Source organism: Amycolatopsis sp. lyj-109 (assembly GCF_046548995.1).
In the GTDB taxonomy this organism is placed as follows: domain Bacteria; phylum Actinomycetota; class Actinomycetes; order Mycobacteriales; family Pseudonocardiaceae; genus Amycolatopsis.
This window is the reverse complement of sequence record NZ_JAJPWR010000013.1, coordinates 15643-39317: the sequence shown is the minus strand read 5'-3', so window position 1 is coordinate 39317 and position 23675 is coordinate 15643. Positions and strand designations below refer to the sequence as shown.

At 71.5% G+C, this 23675-nt stretch carries 16 protein-coding genes and 1 pseudogene; 7 read left to right on the top strand and 10 right to left on the bottom strand.

What is annotated here, in order from left to right:
- Positions 1 to 5 precede the first annotated feature (5 nt).
- From ACLJQF_RS27500 to ACLJQF_RS27490, 3 genes are read right to left on the bottom strand one after another with little or no spacing between them, the layout of a single operon-like run.
- On the bottom strand, positions 6 to 767 hold the full coding sequence (locus ACLJQF_RS27500) for a thioesterase II family protein (RefSeq protein WP_410612839.1): 762 nt from the start codon (positions 765 to 767) through the stop codon (positions 6 to 8).
- Positions 764 to 2044, bottom strand: coding sequence for an MFS transporter (locus ACLJQF_RS27495; RefSeq protein WP_410612837.1), 1281 nt, complete (start codon positions 2042 to 2044; stop codon positions 764 to 766). Before ACLJQF_RS27495 ends, ACLJQF_RS27500 begins: the two co-directional genes overlap by 4 nt.
- Positions 2025 to 7796 carry an amino acid adenylation domain-containing protein gene (locus ACLJQF_RS27490; protein WP_410612835.1) on the bottom strand — a complete coding sequence of 1924 codons (5772 nt, stop codon included), beginning with the start codon at positions 7794 to 7796 and terminating at the stop codon, positions 2025 to 2027. The genes ACLJQF_RS27495 and ACLJQF_RS27490 overlap by 20 nt, the downstream gene beginning before the upstream one ends.
- Before the next feature lie 232 nt (positions 7797 to 8028).
- Here ACLJQF_RS27490 and leuC point away from each other — a divergent pair, with 232 nt between their 5' ends.
- From leuC to ACLJQF_RS27470, 4 genes are all read left to right on the top strand, one after another.
- Complete coding sequence (leuC, locus tag ACLJQF_RS27485) at positions 8029 to 9417, top strand: 3-isopropylmalate dehydratase large subunit (protein WP_410613259.1); 1389 nt, start codon at positions 8029 to 8031, stop codon at positions 9415 to 9417.
- A gap of 23 nt (positions 9418 to 9440) precedes the next feature.
- Entirely contained in the window at positions 9441 to 10049 is a 609-nt protein-coding gene (gene leuD / locus ACLJQF_RS27480) for a 3-isopropylmalate dehydratase small subunit (protein WP_410613257.1), read from the top strand.
- The gene (locus ACLJQF_RS27475) at positions 10046 to 11221 is read left to right on the top strand and encodes a pyridoxal phosphate-dependent aminotransferase (RefSeq protein WP_410612833.1); all 1176 of its coding nucleotides are present in this window, start codon (positions 10046 to 10048) and stop codon (positions 11219 to 11221) included. The genes leuD and ACLJQF_RS27475 overlap by 4 nt, the downstream gene beginning before the upstream one ends.
- A 118-nt stretch (positions 11222 to 11339) precedes the next feature.
- On the top strand, positions 11340 to 11564 hold the full coding sequence (locus tag ACLJQF_RS27470) for a hypothetical protein (protein WP_410612831.1): 225 nt from the start codon (positions 11340 to 11342) through the stop codon (positions 11562 to 11564).
- A gap of 68 nt (positions 11565 to 11632) precedes the next feature.
- Here ACLJQF_RS27470 and ACLJQF_RS27465 read toward each other — a convergent pair whose 3' ends face one another.
- Positions 11633 to 12136, bottom strand: coding sequence for a hypothetical protein (locus ACLJQF_RS27465; protein ID WP_410612829.1), 504 nt, complete (start codon positions 12134 to 12136; stop codon positions 11633 to 11635).
- Here ACLJQF_RS27465 and ACLJQF_RS27460 point away from each other — a divergent pair.
- Positions 12084 to 12515, top strand: coding sequence for a xanthine dehydrogenase family protein molybdopterin-binding subunit (locus ACLJQF_RS27460; RefSeq protein ID WP_410612827.1), 432 nt, complete (start codon positions 12084 to 12086; stop codon positions 12513 to 12515). The genes ACLJQF_RS27465 and ACLJQF_RS27460 overlap by 53 nt on opposite strands.
- A gap of 332 nt (positions 12516 to 12847) precedes the next feature.
- Here the strand turns inward: ACLJQF_RS27460 and ACLJQF_RS27455 are convergent, their stop codons facing one another.
- Positions 12848 to 15418 carry a tetratricopeptide repeat protein gene (locus ACLJQF_RS27455; RefSeq protein ID WP_410612825.1) on the bottom strand — a complete coding sequence of 857 codons (2571 nt, stop codon included), beginning with the start codon at positions 15416 to 15418 and terminating at the stop codon, positions 12848 to 12850.
- A gap of 178 nt (positions 15419 to 15596) precedes the next feature.
- Positions 15597 to 16064 (bottom strand): hypothetical protein, encoded by a 468-nt coding sequence (locus ACLJQF_RS27450; RefSeq protein ID WP_410612823.1) that lies wholly within the window; start codon positions 16062 to 16064, stop codon positions 15597 to 15599.
- Between the two features lie 222 nt (positions 16065 to 16286).
- Between ACLJQF_RS27450 and ACLJQF_RS27445 the strand changes: the two genes are divergently transcribed.
- The gene (locus tag ACLJQF_RS27445; protein WP_410612821.1) at positions 16287 to 17084 is read left to right on the top strand and encodes a DUF3592 domain-containing protein; all 798 of its coding nucleotides are present in this window, start codon (positions 16287 to 16289) and stop codon (positions 17082 to 17084) included.
- Positions 17085 to 17185: 101 nt separating this feature from the next.
- On the opposite strand, the gene ACLJQF_RS27440 is transcribed toward ACLJQF_RS27445, so the two are convergent.
- The 4 genes and pseudogenes from ACLJQF_RS27440 to ACLJQF_RS27425 form a co-directional block, all read right to left on the bottom strand.
- Positions 17186 to 18037: a pYEATS domain-containing protein gene (locus tag ACLJQF_RS27440; protein ID WP_410612819.1), complete on the bottom strand. Its 852-nt coding sequence runs from the start codon at positions 18035 to 18037 to the stop codon at positions 17186 to 17188.
- A 78-nt stretch (positions 18038 to 18115) separates the two neighbouring features.
- Positions 18116 to 19177: a matrixin family metalloprotease gene (locus ACLJQF_RS27435; protein ID WP_410612817.1), complete on the bottom strand. Its 1062-nt coding sequence runs from the start codon at positions 19175 to 19177 to the stop codon at positions 18116 to 18118.
- A gap of 459 nt (positions 19178 to 19636) precedes the next feature.
- A pseudogene (locus tag ACLJQF_RS27430) lies at positions 19637 to 19732 on the bottom strand (hypothetical protein); the annotation flags it as partial.
- Positions 19733 to 20280: 548 nt separating this feature from the next.
- Positions 20281 to 20916: a histone deacetylase gene (locus tag ACLJQF_RS27425; protein WP_410612815.1), complete on the bottom strand. Its 636-nt coding sequence runs from the start codon at positions 20914 to 20916 to the stop codon at positions 20281 to 20283.
- A gap of 115 nt (positions 20917 to 21031) precedes the next feature.
- Here ACLJQF_RS27425 and ACLJQF_RS27420 point away from each other — a divergent pair, with 115 nt between their 5' ends.
- The gene (locus ACLJQF_RS27420; protein ID WP_410612813.1) at positions 21032 to 23638 is read left to right on the top strand and encodes a DNRLRE domain-containing protein; all 2607 of its coding nucleotides are present in this window, start codon (positions 21032 to 21034) and stop codon (positions 23636 to 23638) included.
- Positions 23639 to 23675: the final 37 nt, after the last annotated feature.

The window sequence follows — 23675 nt, the reverse complement described above, 5'->3', positions numbered from 1 at the left end:
TGTGATCACTCCTTCGCGATCGCCGGGAGCGCTCGCGCGGCCAGCAGGTCGAGCAGACCGGGCGGAGCGCTCAGGAACTCGTAGTGCCCGCCGGGCAGCCGCACCGGCCGGGTGTCCTCGGAGTAGGCACGCCAGTCGCCCAGCAAGGTGAGATCGACCTCGGCGTCGTCGGCCCAGTGCACCACGGTCACCGGGAACGGCACGGGTGTCACGGGCCGGTGGTATCGGCGCGTCGCCGACAGGTCGAGGTGCAGGACCCGCAGCGTGAGGTCCATCAGGTCCGGGTGCGCGGTGCCGCCGCGGGCGACCGCGATCGCCCCGAGCTCGGCGGTCAGCTCGTCGTCGCCGAGGTCCAGGAACCGGTCGTGCGGACAGTGGTGCGGCGGCGCCTGCGCGGACACCACCAGCGCGCTGGGCGTGCGCAGGCCGCGTTCGGTCAGCCGCACCGCCGTCTCGAACGCGGGCAACGCGGCCGCGCAGTGTCCGAACAGGACGAACGGCCGGTCGAAGTAGCCGTGCAGGCCGGCGACGATGGCGTCGGCGAGCCGTTCGTAGGTGCCGAAATGGGGCTCGCGGAGCCGGTTCTCCCGGCCCGGCAGCTGAACCGGGCACACCTCCACCCGTCCGGCGCCGCCGAGCCACCGGGGCCACCGGTTGAACATCGAGGCGCCCACGCCCGAGTACGGCAGGCAGAACACGCGGGCTTCGGCGTCGTCGTCGGGCTTGCGCAGCAGCCACCGCGGGAACTTCAGGGCCGGTGTGCTCATGCCGCCCGCCCGCTCTCCGGCCCGGGGCCGGCCGGCGCGGGGGCCGGCGCGTCCTCGGGCACGGCCTTGACGGCCCGCACCGACGGCAGCACCGCCATGACCACCCCGGCCAGCACGATCAGGACCCCCGCCCCGACCAGGGCCGCCGGCGCACCCACCTGCCCCGAGACCGGGCCGACGATCGCCGCGCCCAGCGGCACGAAGGCCAGTGATCCCAGTGCCTCGTACGACATCACCCGGGACAGCGCCGCCGGGGGAACGTGCTGTTGCAGCGCGGTGTCGACCAGCACCTCGTAGACGTCGATGGCCAGGGCCGCGGCGAACACCGCGGCCGCGACCGCGACCAGCGGGGCACCGGCGGCGAGGGAGAACAGCGACAGCGGGAACAGGACCGTGCTCAGCGCGGCGACGAGAACCGGCCGCCGGGGCCGCAGCCGCATCGCGAGACCGGTGCCCACCACGAACCCGACCGCCTGCACGGCGAGCACGACCCCCCAGCCGGGTGCGCCGCCGAGCGACCGTTCGGCCACTACCGGCCCCAGTACGTAGAAGGCCCCCGCGAGCAGCATGTTCACCAGGGCCATCTGCCCGACCGCGACCCACACCCAGCGGCGGGCGGTGAATTCGCGCCACCCGCCGAGCAACTGGGCGAACAGCGTGCCGGACGGTTCCACCGCCGCGGCGGGCGGAGCCGTCACCCCCAGCAGCAGCACCGCGGAGAGCACGAACGTGGCCGCATCCACCGCCAGCGCGTACCCCGCCCCCACCGTGGCCACCAGCACACCGGAGACGGCTGCGCCGAGGATGCTGCCCCCGCGCATCGACAACTTCAGCAGCGCGTTGGCCGACTGCAGGCTTTCCGCGGGCACGAGTTGCGGGACGACCGAGCGCGACGCCGGCTCGAACAGCGCGGCCGCCGCGCCGCTGAGCGCGGCCAGCCCGGCCAGCAGCAACGGGGTCGCCGCGCCGGCGATCACCACCAACGCAAGCAGGCCGTGGATGACGGCGGCGGCCAGGTCCGCTCCGATCATCACCCGGTAGCGCGGCAGGCGGTCGGCGATCACCCCGCCCACGAGGATGAACACGAGCTGGGCGACCATCCTGGTCGCCAGGACGAGCCCGAGGTCGGTCGCGGTGCCGCCGGGCAGGCCGAGCACCGCGAACGACAGCGCGACCGGCATGATCGCGTTGCCCAGCAGGGACACCACGCGCGCGCAGAGCAGCCGGCGCACCGCGCGGTCCTTGAGGATGGCCAGGTCAGTGCGCAGGCTGGACATCGGTCTCCGTCCCGTCTTCCCGTCCGGTCAGCACGCCGGCCACGACCCGCCCGACGTGGGCGATGGGTTCGGCGTTGCCGAGGGTGATGTGGGCCGCGCGCACGTGGTGGCAGGCCAGCCGCCCGCCGACGTGCGGCCGCCACACCTGCTCGGTCGGGGCGCCCGCCACCCGGTCTTCGGTCGCCAGGAAGAACGTGACGTCCCCGTCGTAGAAGGTCGGCTCGTACCGCCGGACGATGTACCGGTTGTGCGCCATGGTCTTCATCAGCGCGACCACCTCCGGCTCGGTGAGGTTGGCCAGGGCTCCGGTGTCCTGGCGGATGATCTCGACCGCCTTGGCCAGCTCGGCCGACCCTTCCTCGAGCACGATGTCCGGCCGGGTCGGGTCCAGCAGCGAGCGCAGCATGGTGGCGTCGTCGACCCGGAAGTGGTCGGGCATCCCCGGGTAGCAGTCCAGCAGCGCGAGCAGCCCGACCTCGTGTCCCCCGGCGCGCAGCTGCACCGCCATCTCGAAGGCGACCATACCGCCGAGCGACCAGCCCAGCAGGTGGTACGGGCCGCCGGGCTGCACGGCCCGGATCCGGCGCACGTAGTCCGCGGCCATCTCCTCGATCGTCGCGGGCATCTCGTCCGGGTGCAGGAGGCCGTGCGACTGGATCCCGCAGACGGGGAACTCGGCGGGCACGTGCCCCAGCAGCCCGACGTAGCTCCAGCTGATGCCGCCGCCGGGGTGGATGCACCACACCGTCTCCCGCGTGCCGGTCCGGCGCAGCGGCAGCATCACCTCGAGCGAGTCGGCGCTGCTGCCCTGCCCCAGGCGGGGCACCAACGCGGCGACCGTCGGCGCTTCGAACAGGACGCGCATGGCCAGGTCTTCACCGAGCGTCGCCCGCACCCGGCTGATCAGCCGCGCCGCGAGCAGCGAATGGCCGCCGAGGTGGAAGAAGTCGTCGTCGATCCCGACCTCGGGCAGGCCGAGCACCTCCGCGAAGAGCCCGCACAGGACCTCCTCGTGCGGTGTGCGCGGGCCGCGGCCGGTGACCTCGTGCGCCGCGTCCGGGGCCGGCAGCTTCGCCCGGTCCAGCTTCCCGTTGAGCAGCAAGGGGAACTCGGCCAGCGTGGTGAACGTGTGCGGGACCATGTACTCCGGGAGGCGCCGGGTCAGCCAGTCCCGCAGGTCTCCCGGGTCGGGCGCTTCGCCGGACGCGGCCGGTACCACGTACGCGGCGAGCCGCCGGTCACCCGGCCGGTCCTCGCGGACCACGACGGCCGCGGCCGCGATGCCCGGGTACTCCACCAGGACGGTCTCGATCTCGCCCAGCTCCATCCGGAAACCCCGGATCTTGACCTGGTGGTCGGTGCGGCCGGCGAACTCCAGCTCGCCGCCGGGCAGCCAGCGGGCGAGGTCGCCCGTGCGGTACATCCGCGTCCCGTCGGCCGCGAACGGGTCCGCGACGAACCGGGCGGCGGTCAGGCCCGGCTGCCCCAGGTAGCCGCGCCCGACCCCGGTGCCCGACAGGTAGACCTCGCCGGTCACGCCGATCGGCACGGGCCGCAGCGACGTGTCGAGCAGGTGGGCCCTGGTGTTGCGCAGCGGTGTGCCCACCGGGATGCGGCCCGCGAGGTCGGTCCGGCGTACCCGGTGCACGAAGGCCATCATCGTGGTCTCGGTCGGCCCGTACTGGTTGACGACTTCGCAGCCCCAGCCGGTCATCATCCGCTCGGCTTCGTCCGGGCGCAGCACCTCGCCGCCCGTGCCGACGAGCCGGACGGAGGCGAAGTCCGCCGGGTCCGGCTCGTAGGCGAGCAAGGCCTCCAGCAGGGAGTGCACCGCGCACAGCACCACGGTCGGGCGGAACCGCCGGATGGTCGCGGTCACGACGCCGGGGTCACGCTCGCCGTCGGGCGGCAGCAGCACCACCGACCCGCCGATCGACAGCGGCCCGAAGATCTCCCGCACCGGGACCTCGAAGCCCAGCGAGATGACCTGCAGGTTGCGGTCGGCCGGGGTCAGGCCGAACCGGTCGACGACGTCGGACAGCCGGTCCAGGACCCCGCGGTGTTCCAGCAGGACGCACTTGGGCTTGCCGGTCGATCCCGAGGTGTAGACGGCGTAGGCGGTGGAGCCCGCGGGTGCGCTGAGCCGCGGCCGGGCCGTCGACGCCGAGGACACCCGGGGATCGGTGTCGAGCTCGACGACGGCGACGCCGTCCGGCACGCTGACCTCCGCGCACAGCCCGGCTTCGGTCAACACGACCACCGCGCCGCTGTCACGGACCTGGTAGCCACGGCGGTCGGCCGGGTGGCTCGGCTCCAGCGGGGTATACGCCGCCCCGGCCTTCCACGTGCCGAGCACGGCCGCGACGAACCATGGGCTGCGCCCGAGGCACAACGCGACCATGGCCCCGGGACCGGCACCCCGTTCGCGCAGGAGGTTCGCCACGCGGTTGGCGTTGTCCTCCAGGTCCCGGTAGGTCCACTCGGCACCGTCCTGCACCACGGCGACGACGTCCGGGGTCCGGTCGACCTGCCGCTCGACCAGCTCGGCGACGGTCCGCACGTCCGGCGGTCCGGCCTCGGTGGAGTTCCACCGCGACAGCAGCGCCCGTTCCTCGTCGCCGAGCACGTCCAGGGCGCTCAGCCGGGTCTGCGGGGATTCGGCGAACTGGCGCAGCAGCCGGGCCAGGCGGGCGGCGACGAGCTGCCCGCTCGCCTCGTCGAACAAGTCGGTGCTGTAGGTGAGCAGCAGGTGGACACCGAGCGGGACGCCGTCACCGTCACGCCGTTCCTCGAAAGCCACCGACAGATCCATCTTGGCGGCTTCGTTGGGCACGGGCTCGGCGCGCACCGTCAGCCCCGGCCAGCCGTGGCCACCGGTGACCGCGGGCTGGGCGGCGACCATCACCTGCGCGAGCGGGTGCCTGGCCGCGGACCGTGGCGGGTTGAGCATTTCCACGAGCCGCTCGAACGGCAGGTCCTGGTGGTCGTAGGCGGCGAGGTTCGCGGTACGCACCCGGCGGACCAGCTCGGCCGCGCTCGGGTCGCCCTCGGTGCCGACCCGGCTGATCAGCGTGTTGACGAAGAACCCGACCAGCGGGTGCAGCCGCTCGTCGGTCCGGCCCGCGACCGCCACCGCGATCGGCAGGTCGGTACCGGCGCCGAGCCGGGTGAGCAGCGCCGCCACGGCGGCCTGCACCACCATGCCGACCGTGGCGCCACTCGCCGCTGCCAGCGCACCCAACGCCGCGTGCAGGTCCGCGTCGACGTCGACGACGACGTCGCCGCCCGCGAACTCCGTGCGGGCCGGGCGCGGCCGGTCGGTGGGGAGGTCCAGTTCGGCGGGTGCGCCCTCGAGCGCCGCCCGCCAGAACGCGAGCTGCCGGGCCGCGAGACTGTCCGGATCGGTGACGTCGCCCAGCAGACGCTGTTGCCACAGCGTGAAGTCCGCGTACTGAACGGGGAGGTCGGCCCAGTCCGGCACCGCACCTCGGCGGCGGGCGGCGTAGGCGGCCGCCAGGTCGTCGAACAGCGGACCGAGTGACCAGCCGTCGGCGGCGATGTGGTGCACGACGACGACAAGCACGGTGTCCGTGGGGCCGGCGGTGAACGCGGTCGCCCGCACCGGCGGTCCGGTGACGAGGTCGAACGGTTCCGCCGCGGCCGCGCGGAGCCGCTCGCGGAGGTCCGTGTCCCCGATCGGCACGACAGCCAGGCGTGCCCCCTGCCCGGCGGGCAGCACGTGCTGGCTCGGGGTGCCGTCGTGTTCGAGGTAGCCGGTCCGGAGGATTTCGTGGCGGGCGACGACGTCCTCGAACGCGGCGGCGAGCGCCCCGGTGTCCACCGGGCCGGTCAGGTGGAGTGCGTACGGGATGTGGTAGGCGGCCGTGCCGCCGTGCACCTTGTCGAGGAACCAGAGCCGTTGCTGCGCATGGGAAAGCGGAACGGACGCGGGACGCGGCGACCGGACGAGCGGGGGCCGGGTCGTGTCCGGGCGGGCCAGGGCGAGCAGGCCACGCGGGGTGCCCGTGGTGAACACGTCCTGGATGGTGATCTCCAGGCCGAGCACCGCGCGGATGCGGTTGACCAGCCGGATCGCCGAGAGCGAGTGCCCGCCGAGGTCGACGAAGTCCTCGTCCGGGCCGACCACCGCACGCCCCAGCACCTCGGCGAACAGGCCACGCAACAGCTCCAGGTGCGGTGAGCCGGTGTCGGCGCCGGTGACCGGGGCGACACCGGCCTCGGGCGCCGGCAGCGCCGCGCGGTCCAGTTTGCCGTTGACGGTCGTCGGCAGGGCCGCCAGCTCGACCAGCGCCGTGGGCACCAGGTATCCGGGCACCCGCGTGGCGAGCAGGGCGCGCAGGCCGGTCGGGTCCCCGCCCGCAGCGGGCACGAAGTAGCCCACGAGCTCGCCGTCGTGCACGGCGGCCGCGGCCGCGGCGACCGGCGGCAGGGCAGCCAGCGCCGCTTCGACATCACCGAGCTCGACCCGGTGCCCGCGGAGCTTGACCTGGGCGTCGCGGCGACCGCGGTACTCCAGGTCGCCGTCCGGCGTGCGGCGGGCGAGGTCACCGGAGCGGTACCCGCGGACCCCGCCGACCTCGACGAACCGGCGCGCGGTCAGCTCGGGGTCACCGAGGTAGCCGAGGGCCACCCGCGGTCCGGTGACGACCAGCTCGCCTTCCGCACCATCCGGTGTGGGCGCGAGGTCATCGCCGACGAGCAGGATGTCCCCGCCCGGCAACGAGGTTCCGATCGGCCCGCGGCCCGCCGAGACGTCGGCGGCGGTGATGCGCCGGTACGTCGCGTGCACCGTGGCCTCGGTGAGGCCGTACATGTTCACCAGCGCGGGCTCGTCGTCGCGGTACTTGGCCAGCCAGGGCGCCAGGTCGGCGGGCCGCAGGGCCTCGCCGCCGAAGACGACCCAGCGCAGGGGCAACCGGTCGCCGTGGTGCTGTTCCACGGCGGCGAGCCCGGCGAACGCGGTCGGCGTCTGGTTGAGCACGGTGACGCGCTCTTCGCTCAGCAGCGCCCGCACCGCGCCCGGGTCGCGGGCCACCTCGGCGTCCACGACGACCAGCCGCGCGCCGTGCAGGAGCGCGCCCCACATCTCCCAGACGGAGAAGTCGAACGCGAACGAGTGGAACATCGTCCACACGTCGTCGTGGCCGAAGTCGAACAGCTCGGCGGTGTCGCGGAAGAGGCTGAGCACGTTCGCGTGGGTGACCTGGACACCCGAAGGCGTGCCGGTGGTGCCCGACGTGAAGATCACGTAGGCGCGTTCGTCCGGCTCCACGCCGACGGGATCGCCGGCCAGGCCCGTGCCGCTCGCCCCGGGGATCACCGTCGCGACGCCGTCAGGCACGTTGTCCGCGAGCTCGGCGGTGGTGATCACCGCCGCCGGACCGGCTTCGGCGAACATCGCGTGCACTCTGGCCTCGGGCGTCGCCGGATCGACGGGAACGTAGCAGGCGCCCGCGCGCAGCACCGCGAGCGCCGCGACGACCTGACCGGCCGAGCGGGGCAGGAGGATCGCCACCGGCCTGCCTGCCGGCCGGACGGCCCACACCGCGGCGGCGAGCTCCCGGCTTGCGACGTCGAGTTCGGCGTAGCTCAGGTCGTCTCCGCCGGCGGTCACCGCGATCCGGTCCGGATACCGGCGTACCGATTCGTCGAACGCGTCGATCAGCGTCCCGGCCGCCCACCACCGGCCGTGCCGTGCCGCCGCGCCCGGCTGGGAGTCGACCAAGCTCACCGCGCACCATCTCCTCGTCGGACTCGGCCCCATGGGCCCCCACGAGCTTGGCGATCCACCGCCGTGCGTGTCTTCGTGCCGGAGGCGGACCCCGGCGGCCGCCCTCGGCCCGGGGTGGAGGCCGTCATCCCGAAATGGAGACCACGGCCGTCGCCGGGTGATTGCCGGGCCCGCGGCGGCGGTGCTGGGGTGTTCAGGGCGCCGTGACCACCGCGGCCGCGTACTGGAGGTGCTGACCCGGATGGCGGGAACGACGCTGGCGGAGAAGATCTGGCGCGAGCACGTGGTGCGGCACGGCGCCGATGGCGAGGACCTCCTTTACGTCGACATGCAGCTGCTCCACGAGGTGAACACCCCGCAGGCGTTCGACGCGCTGCGCGCCGCGGGCCGCCGGGTACGCAGGCCCGACCTGACGGTGGGCACCGAGGACCACAGCACCCCGACCCGTGCGGTCGACGCGTTCGACCCCGACCCCGGACGGCGCCTGCAGCGCACGCTCATGCGGGACAACTGCGCCGAGTTCGGCATCCCGTTCTTCCCGCTGGGCCGGCTCGGCCAGGGCATCTACGCGGTGATCGGCCCGGAGCTGGGCCTCGTCCACCCGGGGATGACGATCGTGTGCTGCGACTCCCACGCGACCACGCTCGGTGCGTTCGGGGCCATATCCTTCGGCATCGGCACCAGCCAGGTCGAACACGTCCTCGCCACCCAGACCCTGGTCAAGCGCCGTCCGCGTGATCTCGCGGTCGACATCACCGGCACGCTGCCGCCGGGTGTCACCGCCAAGGACATGGTGCTCGCCCTGATCGCCAAGGCAGGTACCTCGTGCGGGCAAGGCCACATCGCCGAGTACCGCGGCGAAGCGGTCCGCGCGCTGTCCATGGAAGCCCGCATGACGCTGTGCAACATGTCGGTGGAGATGGGATCCGCGGCGGGCATGGTCGCCCCCGACGACGTCACCTTCGCGTACCTGCGCGACCCGGCCGAGGAGGCGGTGACGTACTGGCGAACGCTGCGCACCGACGACGACGCGGTGTTCGACAAGCACCTGCACCTGGACGTGTCGGACCTGACGCCGCACGTGTCCTGGGGCACCAATCCGGGTCAGAGCGCGCCGCTGTCCACGCGGGTGCCGGCGCCGGACAGCTTCGCCGATCCGGTGCTGCGGCTGGCCGCCGAGAGAGCGCTGGAGTACATGGACCTCAAGCCGGGGACACCGATGCGCGACGTGGCGGTGGACGTGGTGTTCCTCGGGTCGTGCACCAACGGCCGCATCGAGGACCTGCGTGCCGCGGCGGAGGTCCTCGCCGGCAGGCGTGTGTGTGACGGCGTGCGGATGGTCGTGGTGCCCGGGTCGGCCCGGGTTCGTGCGCAGGCCGTGGCCGAAGGACTGGACCGGGTGTTCACCGAGGCGGGCGCGGAGTTCCGGGCGGCGGCGGGCTGCTCGATGTGCGTCTCGCTCGGCGAAGACCGGATCGCGCCCGGCCTGCGTACCGCGTCCACGAGCAACCGCAACTTCGAGGGCAGGCAGGGGCCCGGCGCGCGGACGCACCTGGTGTCGCCGCCGGTGGCCGCCGCCACCGCCGTGACCGGCAGGCTCACCGCCCCGTCCGACCTGTGACCGACGAACCGCGGGAGACGCCGATGCGGCCCTTCACCGTCCACACCGGATCCGCCGCGCCACTGCGGCGCAGTGACGTGGACACCGACCAGATCATCCCGGGGCGGTTCTGCGCCACGCACGGCCGCACCGGCTACGCCGACGGGTTGTTCGGCGACTGGCGCGCCGATCCCGGGTTCGTGCTGAACCGGCCGCCGCACCAGGGTGCGACGATCCTGGTGGCCGGCGAGAACTTCGGCACCGGCTCGTCCCGTGAGCACGCGGTGTGGGCGTTGCAGGACTACGGCTTCCGGGTGGTCCTGGCGCCGCGGTTCGCCGACATCTTCCGGGCGAACTCGCTGATGGGCGGGTTGCTGACGGTCACGCTGCCGCAGGCGACCGTCGACGAACTGTGGGACCTGCTCGACGCGCTCCCCGACACGGTGATCACCGTCGACCTGGAACAGATGTCCGTGCGGTGGCGTGCTCGCGTGGAGCCGTTCAGCCTCGACGGCGACACGCGGGCCCGGTTGCTTTCCGGCGCGTCGCCGATCGACTCGACCCTGCGCTTCGCGCGGGACATCGAGGACTACGAGCAACGCAGGCGCCCACACCTGCCGGTGTCCACCGACGCCCGCGTCAGCCCGCTGTGACCCCCCGGCCGGCTGCCCGCTGCGCGGAGATCGGGTCTTCCCCCACCGTCGCGCTCAACGACCTGGTGCGCGACCTCCGGGCGCGGGGTGTCGACGTGCTCGACGTCGGCGGCGGCGATCCGGACTTCGACGCGCCCGCCCACGTGCTCGAGGCCACCGCCCGTTCGGTCCTGGACGGCTTCACCCACTACACCCCGAGCCGGGGCACCCCGGCGCTGCGTGCCGCGATCGCCGGGAAACTCGCCGCGGACAACGGGATCGACGTGGACCCCGACCACGAGGTACTGGTGACCCCGTCGGCCAAGCACGCCTTGTTCGTCGCACTGATGGCCGTGCTCGATCCGGGCGACGAGGTACTGCTGCCCACGCCGAGCTGGGTGAGCTACCAGGCGATGGCCCGGCTGGCGGGCGCGACCCCGGTACCGGTTCCCCTGGCGGCGTCCGAGGGGTTCCGGATCACCGCCGACCGGCTGACCGGCGCCCTCACCCCCCGCACCAGGGCGGTGGTGATCAACACCCCGAACAACCCGACCGGGCACGTCGTCGGCGAGCGCGAAGCCGAAGAGCTCGTCGCGTTCGCCGGCCGCCACGACCTCGTCGTGGTCGTCGACGAAATCTACGAGAAGATCGTGCTGGGCGGCGCGAAACACCTCAGCGTGGCCGGCTTGCCGGGTGCGGCGGAGCGCACGATCACGGTGAACGGCCTCTCCAAGGCGTACGCGATGCCGGGCTGGCGCCTGGGTTACGCGGCCGGCCCGGCCGATCTGGTGGCGGCGATGCTGACCGTGCACCAGCACACCGTGGCGTGCGCCGGATCGTTCGCCCAGCAGGGTGCCGTCGCCGCTCTGACCGGACCGCAGGACGCGGTCACTGCCATGACCGCGGAGTACGCCGCGCGGGCGGAGACGGTGGTCGCCGCGCTCAACGACATCCCGGCCATAACCTGCGGCCGCGTCGACGGCGCCTTCTACGCCTTTCCCGACATCTCCGCCACGGTGACCCCCGACTGCCGCGAGTTCGCGCGGCGGCTGCTCGCCGAGGAGTCGGTCGCGGTGACGCCCGGGGTCGCTTTCGGACCCGGTGGGCACGGCCGCATCCGGATCTCGCTCACCTCGTCCCGTTCCGTGCTGACCGAGGTCGTCGACCGCATCGCCCGGGTCGCCCGGCGCTGATCGGCACGCTTCGGTTCGGCGCCGACGTCGCCGGCCCCCTCGCGCCGGTCGGTGCCGAGCCTGGCCGGACGGTAGCCGGCCGGACGTCGTCCATGCGTGTACCGCATCGATTGATCGGATGCCGGTGTTGGACCGCGGTCCGGGTCGCGGGGTCGCCAACGTCGTCCGCCTGGCCGCCACCTCACCCCGCCGCCACGCGCTGAACCTGTGGCTGTGGCAACGGATCATGCGCACCAGGGCCGCCCGGGACGAGGTGCTGCCCCTGCTCGACGCGGTGTTCGACCCCCGGCGGGACAACACCGCCGCCCGCAGGCGGACGGTCGGCCACCTGCTGCGTCCGTGACCGCCTCGGTGCCGGGATGATCACCTGATCCGGAGCGAGTGAACGGCCCCTGGGCGCGAACCCGGTCGTCAGCGCAGGGACGGCAATCCGGCGGCCAAGGCGGCCAGCGCACGCTTCAGCGTCGGGACAAAAGGCACGCACGCCGCGGCGAGGTCCGGGTTCTGGGCGTAGACCTCGAGCAGCGTCGGCGGCGGGTTCGCGGCCGGGTAGAGCATCCCGGCCAAGCCGCAGGCCGCCGCGACCAGCTCGAATCCTTCGCCCTCGGTCAGGTCCGGGCGCGCCTGGGCGACCGCCACACTGAGGTCGGCGATGGTGCCCAGCACCACTCGCTTGAAGTCGCGGGCGGCCGGGACCGAGACGTTGTGCTCCAGAGACGTCGCGGTGTGGCCCAGCAGGTCGCAGAACAGAGTCCGTACGGCGAGCGTCTCGGCCAGTACGTCGACGACGTCGTTCCCGGCCGCGAACCGGCGGGCGACCTCGTCCGCCCAGTCGCGCCAGCACGCGGCAGAGCGGCGCTGGATGAAGGCCGCCTGCGGAGCCCAGTTCTGCGAGGTGCGCGTCGACCCGGACACCGGCGAGGTGCGGGTGTCACGGTGGGTCGTGGTGTTCGACGTCGGCCGGGTGATCAACGCGAAGACCGCGTCGAGCCAGCTGCGCGGCGGGATCGTGATGGGCATCGGCATGGCACTGGCCGAGGAGACCCTGATCGACCCGCGCACGGGACGGATCATGAACCCGAGCCTCGCCGAGTACCACGTCCCGGTGCACGCCGACATCCCGCCGATCGACGTCGGCTACCTCGACGACCCGGACCCGACGATGCCGCTCGGCCTGATCGGCGTGGGCGAGGTGGGCATCACCGGTGTCGCGGGAGCGATCGCGAACGCGGTCCACCACGCGACCGGCAAGCGGATCTACGACCTGCCCATCACCCTCGACAAGCTGTTGTGAGACCCGCGGCCGGTGCTCGCTGGACCGGGTTCCGGTTGACGGCGGCCGGAGCTTCCTCCGTGGTCCTTCTCGGTGGCGACGGCGGCGGCGGACAGCTGCGCCTGATGCTGCTGGCGAGTCGGAGTCCGGGAAGACGACGCGGTCACAGCGGGCCACGGCGGTTCGGCGTCGCCACCTCCCCATGGCTGCGAACCGCCGAACCGCCGGCCAGTGCCCCCGCGATCACCGGCGCATCGTCCCCGACTGGGCGACGACCGCCACACTTCACCACGCCCAAGGCCGAGGACGGCCGGATCCTGGACATACCTGGACGCTCCCGGACACCGGCCCCCTCAGCGGCGTCTGGACGGCAACGACGTCAAAACCGCGTCAGCGCGCTCGACACCCAGCCGGCAGCCCGCTTGTCCGTGCAGGACTCGAGCCTGCTCGGCGTGGGCACGCGCCGCCCCGCATTCGCCGCGTTCGACCTCGACGGCGGCCATCGCGAGCAGACTGTCGGCCCGGATCAGGCCGTGGCCGGTCTCCTCGCTGAGGACCAGGGCTCGACCGGCCCGGTCGTAGGCCTCGTCGAATCTCCCCTGCCGCAGGTGCACCGCGGACAGGGCGACCAGTGCGTCCCCGCGGCCACGCGGGTGGCCCGCCTCGACGGAAAGGTCCAGTGCCGACTCGAGCGCCGTGCGGGCCTCGTCGATCCGGCCGAGCTCCACCATGACCGTGCCGAGAACGTGGTGCGCGCCCGCCTGCGTCCGTCGCATGCCGAGCCGGGTCGCTTTGGCCAGGGCGTCACGAGCGGTCGCCAGCGCCTCCTCGTACTCGCCGAGGTCGCGCAACGCTCCCGCGAGGTTGGCGAGCACGCTGGCCTCGTCCGCGTGCTCCCCGGCCGACCGGCACAGCTCGAGACCGGTCCGGTAGTGCTCGACGGCGCGCTCCAGGTCACCGAGCGCCTGGACGGGTCGGCCCGCGTGACTTTCGGCGAGCTGCAGCCCGGCGAGGTAACCCTGCCGAGCCGCCGTCTCGATCGCCTTGGTCTGGAGGTCGTAGGCACCGGCCAGTTCCCCCAGTTCCCAGAGGACGTCGCCGAGCACGACGAGGTTCGGGACGGATGCTGCCCCGTCCTGCGCCGTCTCCAGCTCCAGAGCCCGTCGGTAGTACCCGGCGGCGTCGTGGAGCCGGCCGATCGAGATCGACATGCGGCCCAGATCGCTCAGGACGATCCTCCGCAGGTCCGGCGCCTCGAGCTCGTCAGCCAGTTTCACGGCTTCGTCGAGGTGGCGGAACGCTTCGGCGTGGTCCGATCTGCTCCAGTGCGCACTGCTGAGCACCCGCAGGCACAGCACCTGCCCGGCCGCGTCCCCGGCGACGCGTACCGCGGCGAACGCGGCTTCGCTGACCGGCAGCCACTCCGCGGAACGATGCCGTTCGAACTCGAAGTGCAGGGCGACGCACAGCTGAGCCGCCAGCGCATGCAAGCCCGCCGCAGCGGCCTGCCGGGTCAGTGTGGACAGCGTGGCGAATTCGACGTCGAACCAGGTCAGCGCCTCGTCAGCGGTCGCGAACGACGCACCGCCGGATCGGGCGCACGCATACTTCTCCCGGTACGGACGTGGGTGCCTCAGCTGCGCTGCCTCGGTCGCGAGCCCTGCGTAGTGGGCAATCAGCCGCTGCAGCGCCGAGTCACGCACATCGTCGGCGTCCTCCGCCAGGCAACGGCGCTTGGCCCACGAATGCAGCAAGGCGTGCTGGCTGTACCGCGCCGGCGTCCGCTCGAAGAGGAGGTGCATGTCGAGCAGGGTGCCGACGACCGGAACCAGCGACTCCGGCTCCACCTCGGCCGCGGCCGCCAGCGCCGGCAAGGCGATCCCGTCGACCGGGAACAGCCCGAGGAGCCGGAACACCCGTTGTGCCGGGGAGTTCAGCGCCCGGTAGGACAACGCCACCGCGTTCTGCACCGCGGTCTCCCGGTCGACCGCCGCATCGAGCACCGCGAGCGGATCAGCCGAACGAAGCTCCTCGACCATCGCGGAGAGCCGCAGGCCCGGCCGGACCCGGGCGTTCGCCGCGGCGATCCGCAGCGCGAGCGGGAGACGTCCGCAGACTTCGGCCAGCTCCGCGGCCGCCGCCGGGTCGGCGTCGACCCGATCCGGCCCGGCGGCGTGCCGGACCAGGGCGACGGCGTCGTCCGGCCCGAGCGGCCCCAGCTCCCATGGGACAGCTCCTTCCCTGGCGACCAGGCCGACCAGTCTCGTGCGACTGGTGATCAGGACAGCGCAGCTCGGCGAGCCGGGCAACAACGGGCGCACCTGCTCGGCACTACTCGCGTCATCGAGCACCACCACCATGCGACGTCCGGCGACCGCGGACCGGAAGCACGCGGCGAGCCGGTCGACTTCCCTCGGTGTCTCACGCTCAGCCATCCCCAAGGCGCGCAAGAACCCGGACAGCACGTCGACCGGATCGGCCGGAGGAGCTTCGGCGAACCCCCGCAGGTTCACGAACAACTGGCCATCGGGAAAGCGATCGACGGCCCGGTGCGCCCACCGGATCGCCAGCGCCGACTTGCCGACCCCGGGCATCCCGGTGACGAGCGCAACCCGAGTGCCCGGCGAGCCGCTCGACAGCTCGTCGAGTGCGGCCAGATCCCGCTCGCGTCCCACGAACCCGGCGACGCCGAGGGGCAGCTGCCGGGGAACCGCCGGCGGATCGGCCGCATGCTTCTCCGTGTGGAGGTGGGCGGCCACGCGGAACCAGGCTTCGTTCCAGCTCGCCCACGCCGTGCGCGGCACACCCAAGGCGATGACGATCCGGTCGAACACGTCGGACGGCGGGTGGATCTTGCCGGACACATAGGCGTGCACGGTCGAGCGCGGCACATCCACCAAACCGGCGAGCTCGGTCAAGCTCACTCGCGCCTTCCCAGTGCCGCGGGCCGCCAGCCGGCGCAGCAGATCGACCTCGCGAACGAACCCCGCGACGTCAGTGATCCCGGCCGGATCCGGCCCTCCGACATCGCCACCCACCAGCGTCACGCCTCCCAGAACCCGGACATCGTCTGCCCGATCCAACCGCACCAGGAGCGAGAGGTCAGGAACAGACCTTCTGTTCGCCGCCAGGCAGGTCGCCGTCGTACACCATGCCGTCGATGTTCACCCACCCGGAGATGTACGCGCAGTGGATCTCGGTGCCGCCCACGTAGATGGCCCCGGCGTACCTGTCGTAGTTGCCGAGGTCGTACCACCCCGTCTTCCAGTCCTCACGGCGGATGTAGACCGCCATCGCGTGCCGGCCGTCCTGGACGTCGTAGGTCATCGCGCACAACGTGCCGCTGCCCTCGGCGGACCGCCAGATGTCGATGTACGCGTGGCCGTTCCCCAGCGGGATGGAGTCGTACCGGCTGCCCTTGCAGTACGAGAACGGGCCCGCGTACCCGGGCGGTGCGTCGGCCGGGTTGGTCGCCGCCGCGACGCCCGCCCCGCTGACCATGGAGATCGCGGCGATCCCGCACACCGTGGCGGCCCTGAACCGGGTCACCGTCCTGCTGAACCTGCTCATGTGCATTCCTCTCGTTCGGGTACCTGTCACTGGACTCGGGTGCCGGTCAGCAGTCATTGCCGTGGCCCGGTTCGAAGCCCGGCAAGTACTTCACGCTCGGAACGGGAGATGGTTTATCCGAGAGCGCGGCCTCACCCGATCGGACTAACGCCCCAGCGGCAGCGCGCGAACCCTGGTGCCCGCTCCGTCCGTTTCGGACCGCGGCTGTGGAACGCTGGGCAGGTGACGGAAGACCTGAGGTGGCTGCCGCCGGACGAGGCAGTCGACGACGGCACCGTGGACTTGGCCGCCCAGACTCGCAAACTGCCCGCCCTTGGCCGGCGCGCGCTGGTCCTCACGGTGCTCTGGCTGGTGGTCGCCGGCGGCGTGTTCGCCGGCCTGATCGCGTTCGAGCGCCCTTCCGCGGACCTGCTGCGCAACGGTGTCCGCGTGACCGGGACGGTACTGCAGGCCGAAGACCGCCCGAGGGCGATCCACGTCTCCTACGACGTGCAGGGCGACCTGCGGTTCGCCACCATCGCCGTGAACTCGGGACGGCGCTACACCGAGGGCGGGACGGTCACGGTGATCTACGACCCCGCGAACCCGGCCCGGGTGCGCACGCCGCTGGAAGACGGCATGGACCATCGCGGGTCCGTCTTCTTCTGGATTCTCGCCTTGTGCGCGTTGACGGCCGCCGCCTTGAGCCTGGTCGCTTCGATCCGGTGGCGACGGCGGCACCGGGCAGTGCTGCGAACCGGCTGGCGGCCGGCCTCGATCACCGTGCAGCCCGACTATCCGATCCGCACGGGCAGGCACCTGCCGGACATACTCGTCGAATACCGCGACGGAAGCCGGGCCGAGCTGCGAGCCTCCATGTCGAGCCACGGCAGCACGTCGCTGCGACACCAACCCGGACGGCCGGCGTGGGTGGGCGGCTCGGGCAAGGACATGGTCGTCATCTTCCCGACCGGCCGCCGGCGGCACCGGCCGTACGCGGTGCCGGCTTTCGGGCGGAAGCCCCGCGCCGACCCCGCCTGACGCGCACGAGTCCGATCGAGTCGCCCACCCGGTGCGGGCACGCCCGCGGTCCAGCACCCGGTACCTGGCCGCGCCCGAACGCTGGACCGAGCGCGGCCAGATCACGGCCGCAGCAGTTCACCCATGTCGAAGTCGCAATAGTGATCCAGCAGGAGACGGCTGCCGCTCTCGAACTCGACCTCGCACAGTGCGAGAAACGGCCCGTAGGCCTCAGTGACGACGCCGAATCGCCCGTCCTTGCCTCGCTGCCCCGGGAAGACCTTGTTCCCCCAGTACTTGCCGAAGAAGAAGGATGCGGACCGGACTTTATCGGTTGCGCCTTTGCCTGCGGTCACCCGGATGACGACGGAATAGGCCTGCCCTGGTGCCGTGGCGGGATTGAGCACGTGTGTCAGGAAGTGATCGTGCTGGCTCGCTTTTCGCGCCGAACGGTAGTCACGCAGAATCCGCGGGTCCACCGCGGACATCGGTTCGGTGAGGCGTGCGATCGCCACCGGGACGACGCCGAGTGTCCTGCCGAGGCCTTGACGTGTCTCCACGCTGATCGGCCGATCACCCGGCTTTTCGGCCGGCGAGGTCTGCGGCGGCTCGGGCTCCGCACTCGCTTTGACCGGCGGGGCCCAAGCCAGGCCTTCGGTGTCCGCGTGACTGCGGCCGAACTCCGCGCCCCCGGCCTTGAACGAGTCGAACCGGATACCGAGTATCGCGAGCACCGCCGCGACTGCCCCGACGGCCACCAGAAGCGCAGCGAAGGTGGCGAGGTCATTGTCGACGGTGACGATGCATCCCGACACGGCATTCGGACATTGTTGCAGCGCGACGTCGTGATCGGGCGGCTTGATGACGAGGCCCACGGCGACGACCAGCAGGACGGCTCCCGCCGTACCCGCGAGAGCCCGCTCGATCCAGTTGAGTCGCCGGTCCTGCTTGGGTTGAACACGCTGCTTGAACATGGCGTCATCTTTCGTCTCGGATCTCACCGGCGAGCCGTATCCGGATTCGGCCGACCAGGCAGATGAGCGTGCGACGAGCTACCAATACATGACCGAAGTGTTGCCCGAGTTCCACGCGTAATAGAGCCGCGCCCGGACGACGTACTCGTGGCCTTGAAACAGCTTCGCCTCGATCAGTGCGTTGCGGTCTTCGCCGCTGTCGTCGTCCGCGGCGAGCTGGCGCAGTTCACCGTCGATGCTCTCGAACAGGACGAGGACCATGTCCGAATCACCGAACGTCCCTACCTTGTAGTCGCGCGTCTCGGCCGGTTGTAGCGTGTAGTCCACCTGCTCGCCCGGGCGCAACGTCACCGCGCTGGAAGCGAACGGCTTCAGCACCGTGGGTTTCGCGGAACCGGACGGCGGATACCATTTGCGCACGTATTCCTTGTCGGTGTCGGACAGCGTGCCCGGCGGATCGATCCCGTTGTCGTGGAACTTCACCGGTTCCTTGACCAGGCCCGCCGGGAAGCCGTACTCCATGATGGAATCGGGGTCCCAGCCGGAGCCGGTGACCTCGGCGGCCGACACCTTGCGCAGGACGTTCTGGAAGGTGACGTCCCGCGGCCAGTTGTTCGGCGGTGCGCCGAGGTACGCGTAGACCTTCTCCTCGTCCCAGACGATGCCGGCATACGGGTTCTGGTGCTCGTGCGGCAGCCCGATGGTGTGGCCGATCTCGTGCAGAGCCGTGGTCGTCCCGTAGTCGTTCGCGGTGAGGTCCCAGCCGAAGTTCATCGTCCGATCGTTGGCGCCGGCCTGCAGGATGTCCCGGCCCACGTACGACCACGAGCCGTCGGATTGGTCGAAGCCGATGCGGATTTCCGCTTCGGACCGTTCGTGCACCTCGGTGAAGTGGAGGCCGATCCCGAGGCCCGTCCAGGTTTGGAACGCCGCGCGAACCACAGCGGCCTGCGCGTCGGGCACTCGCCACGCCGGCGGGCAGCCATCGTCGGTGCTGCCGAAGAAGTAGTACCGCAGCGTGGTGTTGTTGACCCACTTGGTCTTGCCTCGGAGTATCGCGTTCGCCCGCTGGGTGCTGATACCCGGCGGCAGGACGATCTCGCGTTGTGGAGGCAGGGCGCAATACTGATAATCGGGCATCATGGCTCCTTCGGACGCGCCGGGGCGAGAGGTCTTGGTGAGTCGCCGGGAACCGGGAGTCCATTACCGGATGGTCGCCGATTCACTCGTTCGGCTGGATTGCCCGGGAATCTGCGTCCGAAAATTTCTGGCCGATTCAAGGTGCCGGACCGGCGGCTATTGCCTTCCTGCCCCTGCCCGTAACGGCCGGGTACGCCTCGAACTCGGAAAACCCGACGTTCCTGCTGGTTTCCGTGCCGACGGCCGAGGACTTCACCCACGTCACCGACCGAGGTGCGAACGCGATCACCTTGCCGGTCCCCGCTGTTGTCCAACGCGGACACCGGTACCGTGCTGGCCGGCCCGCGGGTCAGGATCCCGGTCACCACGGCGAGGACGTTGTCGCACCCGGCGAAGTCCTCGGTGGCGGCGGGCAGCCGACGGGGAACCGGGCCCCGCGGCGTCACGGGCTCCGAGGTGTCACGCTCGGGTTCCGGCGGGCGGCGGGCTGGAGACCCCACTCGGGCACGGACCACGCCACAGCGCGACCGCCGCGCGCAACGTCGTCGCTGCCCGCGCCGCCCGGCCCTACGGAATTCGACTTCGACGACGTGTTCACGCTCTCCGAGGAGCGCCCTGATGCTCAGCCAGCAGCGTTCCACTACCTGGCGGAGCTCACCACAATTCATCGGGCGATCACGGGGAAAACGGCGGCATGGCCCTGCGTGTTTCGGAGCGTTTTTGGGATGGAACAGACCCCCCGCGAATGCGTGTTTTAAACATACGCGCCGTATATGGCGTTATACAGTAAAGGGGGCTGTTGCCGAGGATGGCGATCCAGTCCCGCGACCGTGATCGCCGCCAGGCAACCGACGGACCCTCCCCCGTCACCGCAGGGGGCGGGTCCGTCGGTTGCCTCACTCCCCCGCCACGACACCGGTACAGGGTGATCAGGGGCACTCCCCACGCTTCACCGCCCGTATCAGGCGACGGAGTCCGAACCAGGAACACATCGGCCATCCCGTCGGATCGCCGTCAACCCACGTTGACTCTCCCGCCCGTGGGCGATTGAGGCTTCCCCCAGGTCAGCCGACTGGACCGCCTGCTCCAGCACTTTCCGGTCGTCAAGAAGTGCCCTCTGGAGCCAGGTCGGCGATCTTCTGCGCTGACCAGTGCCCCTGCACCCCGGGCAGAGGCGCCAGGTATTCGGCGATCTTCGGATAAGACCAGCCGTACGCCTCCCGCAATCCGCCCACCAGCATCGCCAGGTAGGCAGCCGACGGTGGGTTCTTCTCGATGTCCGACGCCGACCACGGTGCCGTGAACGTCAGGACGGGGAAGCCGTCGAGATCGCCGAGGTGCAGCAAGGTCTCGTAGCGACCCGGCCCGAGCTGGTCGCGGCCCGTCCGCAGCACGGTCGTCAAATCCAGGTCGGCCCCGGGCTCGCGGTACATCTCCTGCTCGGCGATGTCGGCGAACTGCCCGGAGGTCACCAGGTACGACCGCATCGCCGCCCGGCCCGGCAGCTCCGGGTCGAAGAACGCCCGGCCACCGGTCCAGACCGGCGACTCGGTGGCGAAGTAGACCCCGCCGGGGAACTCGCTCGCCACGATGCGCCGCGCCGGGCTGCGGTCACGACATCCGACGTAGGAACGCTGGGCGCCCAGCGGGGTTCCTCCTTCGAGGTAACACCGCAACCGCGCGGAGTACAGGTTGGATCCGTAACTGGCGTACCAGACCAACGGCGGCGGCGTACCCATGGCACCACGGTATCGCCCGTGGCCGGCGCCGCGAGTTCGTGCGGGCTGATCCACAGAGCAACCAATCCTGCCCTTCGGGCGTGTACGTCGTGCACGCAACAAGGGGAGAGCCAGCATGACCTTACGAAGATCACTGACGTTGCTCGGCGTCACGCTCGCCATTGCGCTCACCGGCACCGATGGCGCGATGGCCGCAGCGGAAACCGCTGGGCAACCGCGTTCCGAGGTGACGCTGTCCGCGACGTCCTGGGGTTACGTCGACTCGGCGGCACCGACCACCACCTACTTCAAGCCATCCGGCAACCTGCCGATCGGCACCTGGGACACCACACCGCACCGCCAACGCTCCTACGTGGATTTCGACCTGAGCTCGTTGCGGGGTGCGCCGTTCACGACGGTGCTGCTGTCGGCCGGCGAGACGCACTACGCCAGCTGCGACGGCCGCGCCACCGAGGTGTGGCGGACCTCCGCCTACACCAAGCAGTCGACCTGGCAGAACCGCCCAGCGGAGAAGACCCGGGTGGCGTCCAGGGGCGCCGACGGCACTTGCATCGACAACGACGCCACCTTCGACGTCACCACCGCGGTGCGGGACGCCGTCGGCCACAAGGATCGTCACCTCACGCTGGCCTTCCGCGTCGCCGAGGCCCACGAAGCGGACCCGGCGTTCTACCGGCTGATCGAGGCTCCGGTGACGCTGCGGGTGGTCAACAACGCGCCGCCCGCGAAGCCGACCGACCTCCGCTCCAATGACGCACCCTGTGCCAAGGACGGCACCGGAGCATTGGCGAGCGGCCAGCTGAAGCTGAGCGCGCAGGTGTCCGACCCGAACGGCGACTTCACGTCCGGGCGGTTCACGTGGTGGCCGGTGGCGGCCCCGTCGCAACGGCACACGGGTGCCGGGTCGGGCAATCCCGCCGCGGCGTACCCGGACACCTCGGAACTCGCCGACGGCACCTACGCGTGGGAGGTGTACGCACAGGACAGCTGGGGTGCGAAGTCGTCCACGGCGGGCCCGTGCCGGTTCACCGTCGACCGCACGGATCCGAAGGCGCCTGCCGTTGTCTCCGCGACGTACCCGGCGGGTGCCGAGGGCGGCGGGATCGGCGTGGCGGGCGAGTTCAAGTTCTCCCCCAACGGTTCCACCGACGTCGCGCGGTACGACTACAACTTCGGTGCGAACACGCAGGAGATCGCCGCGGGCCCCGACGGCACGGCCACCGTGAGCTTCACGCCGGCGGCCACCGGCTGGCAGTCGGTGGTCGTGCGGGCGTGGGACCGGGCGGGCAACCTCTCGCTCAGCACCTACTACTCGTTCATCGTCAAGGAGACGCGGCCGACGGTCACGTCCGACCGCTACCCGCCGCAGGGCGGCCCGGACGGCGGCATCGGCGTGCCGGGCGTGTTCCGGTTCGCGCCGGGGATGCCGAACGTCGTGGCGTACGGCTACCGGCTGGACGGCGGTGCGTCCGCCACGGTCACGGCCGGCCAGGACGGCGTCGCCGAGGTGACGATCACGCCGGCCACCGGCGGTGATCACGTGCTGTTCGTGCGCAGCACCGACGCCTCGGGCGTGCCATCGCCGGAACGGGAGTACCGGTTCCTCGTCGATGCGTCACCGGTGGTGAGCGGGCCCGGGAACGTCGACCTGGGCACCTCGGCCACGTACACGGCAACCCCGAGAATGCCGCACGTCGTCGAGTACGACTACTGGTTCGCGAGTGCCGAGAGTACGAAGTGGACGGTCAAGGCGAACGCAGACGGAACCGCCGCGCTGCCGGTCGAGTTCACCTCGGCCGACCAGTACCTGCTGCGGGTCCAGGCCCGCGACGCGTCCGGCGGGCTGTCCCCGGTGGCGGAGAAACGGTTGTCGCTCAACACCTGGCGACCGGAGATCGGTTACCAGGGCGACATCGGGACGGAGGGCAGAGCCGCCACGTTCACGTTCACCACCCCGATGCCGGGCGCCGTGGAGTTCGAGTACTGGCTGACGGCGGACCCGGCGACCAGGTGGACCGTGCCGGTCAGCGGGAACACCGCGACGGTGAGCTACACCCCACCGAAGATCGGCGACTACGAGATGCTGGTGCGTGCGAAGAACGCGGCGGGCGTGTGGTCGGCAACGGACAACATCACGTGGACGGTGACGAACGGTCCGACGGTGACCTCGAAGGAGTTCCAGGCGAACGGTCGGGTATTCCCCGGCACCTTCACGTTCGAAGCCCGTCAGCCGGGCGCGGCGGTGTTCGAGTACTCGTTCGACTGGGGTCCGTTCCAGCAGGTGGCCGCTCAGGACGGGCGCTCCGTGCTGGCGTGGACTCCCCCGCTGCCGCCGGACGGCTCGGCCTACCACAACCTGCGGGTGCGTACGGTGACGGCCGGCACCGTCTCCTCGCAGGAGAGCACGTACTACTTCAGCATCTTGAGCGCACCGTACGTGTCGTCCAAGGAATACCCGGAAAGCCAATGGTCGGGCGGTGCCGGCGTGCCGGGGACGTTCACCTTCACACCGGGGATGCCGGGCATCGTCTCGTACACCTACTCCGTCCGGGGCGACCGGGGTGCCGTGACGGAGGAGCTCACCGTGCCGGCGGACGGTTCGGGTGCGGGGACGATGACGTGGACCCCATCGGACCGGGGCAGCTACTCGGTCCTCGTGCGGGGCAACACAGCCGACGGCACCAGGTCGGGTGGCATCGGCTACTCGGTGTACGTCGACTGACCGCGTGACCGGCGGCCCCGCTCCCGCCAGGAGCGGG

Bases quoted from the DNA above. Each gene is read 5' to 3' on its own strand.
- ACLJQF_RS27500 (WP_410612839.1), bottom strand. From the start codon at position 767: ATGAGCACACCGGCCCTGAAGTTCCCGCGGTGGCTGCTGCGCAAGCCC.
- ACLJQF_RS27495 (WP_410612837.1), bottom strand. From the start codon at position 2,044: ATGTCCAGCCTGCGCACTGACCTGGCCATCCTCAAGGACCGCGCGGTG.
- leuD (WP_410613257.1), top strand. From the start codon at position 9,441: ATGCGGCCCTTCACCGTCCACACCGGATCCGCCGCGCCACTGCGGCGC.
- ACLJQF_RS27470 (WP_410612831.1), top strand. From the start codon at position 11,340: ATGCCGGTGTTGGACCGCGGTCCGGGTCGCGGGGTCGCCAACGTCGTC.
- ACLJQF_RS27460 (WP_410612827.1), top strand. From the start codon at position 12,084: ATGAAGGCCGCCTGCGGAGCCCAGTTCTGCGAGGTGCGCGTCGACCCG.
- ACLJQF_RS27450 (WP_410612823.1), bottom strand. From the start codon at position 16,064: ATGAGCAGGTTCAGCAGGACGGTGACCCGGTTCAGGGCCGCCACGGTG.
- ACLJQF_RS27440 (WP_410612819.1), bottom strand. From the start codon at position 18,037: ATGTTCAAGCAGCGTGTTCAACCCAAGCAGGACCGGCGACTCAACTGG.
- ACLJQF_RS27435 (WP_410612817.1), bottom strand. From the start codon at position 19,177: ATGCCCGATTATCAGTATTGCGCCCTGCCTCCACAACGCGAGATCGTC.
- ACLJQF_RS27425 (WP_410612815.1), bottom strand. From the start codon at position 20,916: ATGGGTACGCCGCCGCCGTTGGTCTGGTACGCCAGTTACGGATCCAAC.
- ACLJQF_RS27420 (WP_410612813.1), top strand. From the start codon at position 21,032: ATGACCTTACGAAGATCACTGACGTTGCTCGGCGTCACGCTCGCCATT.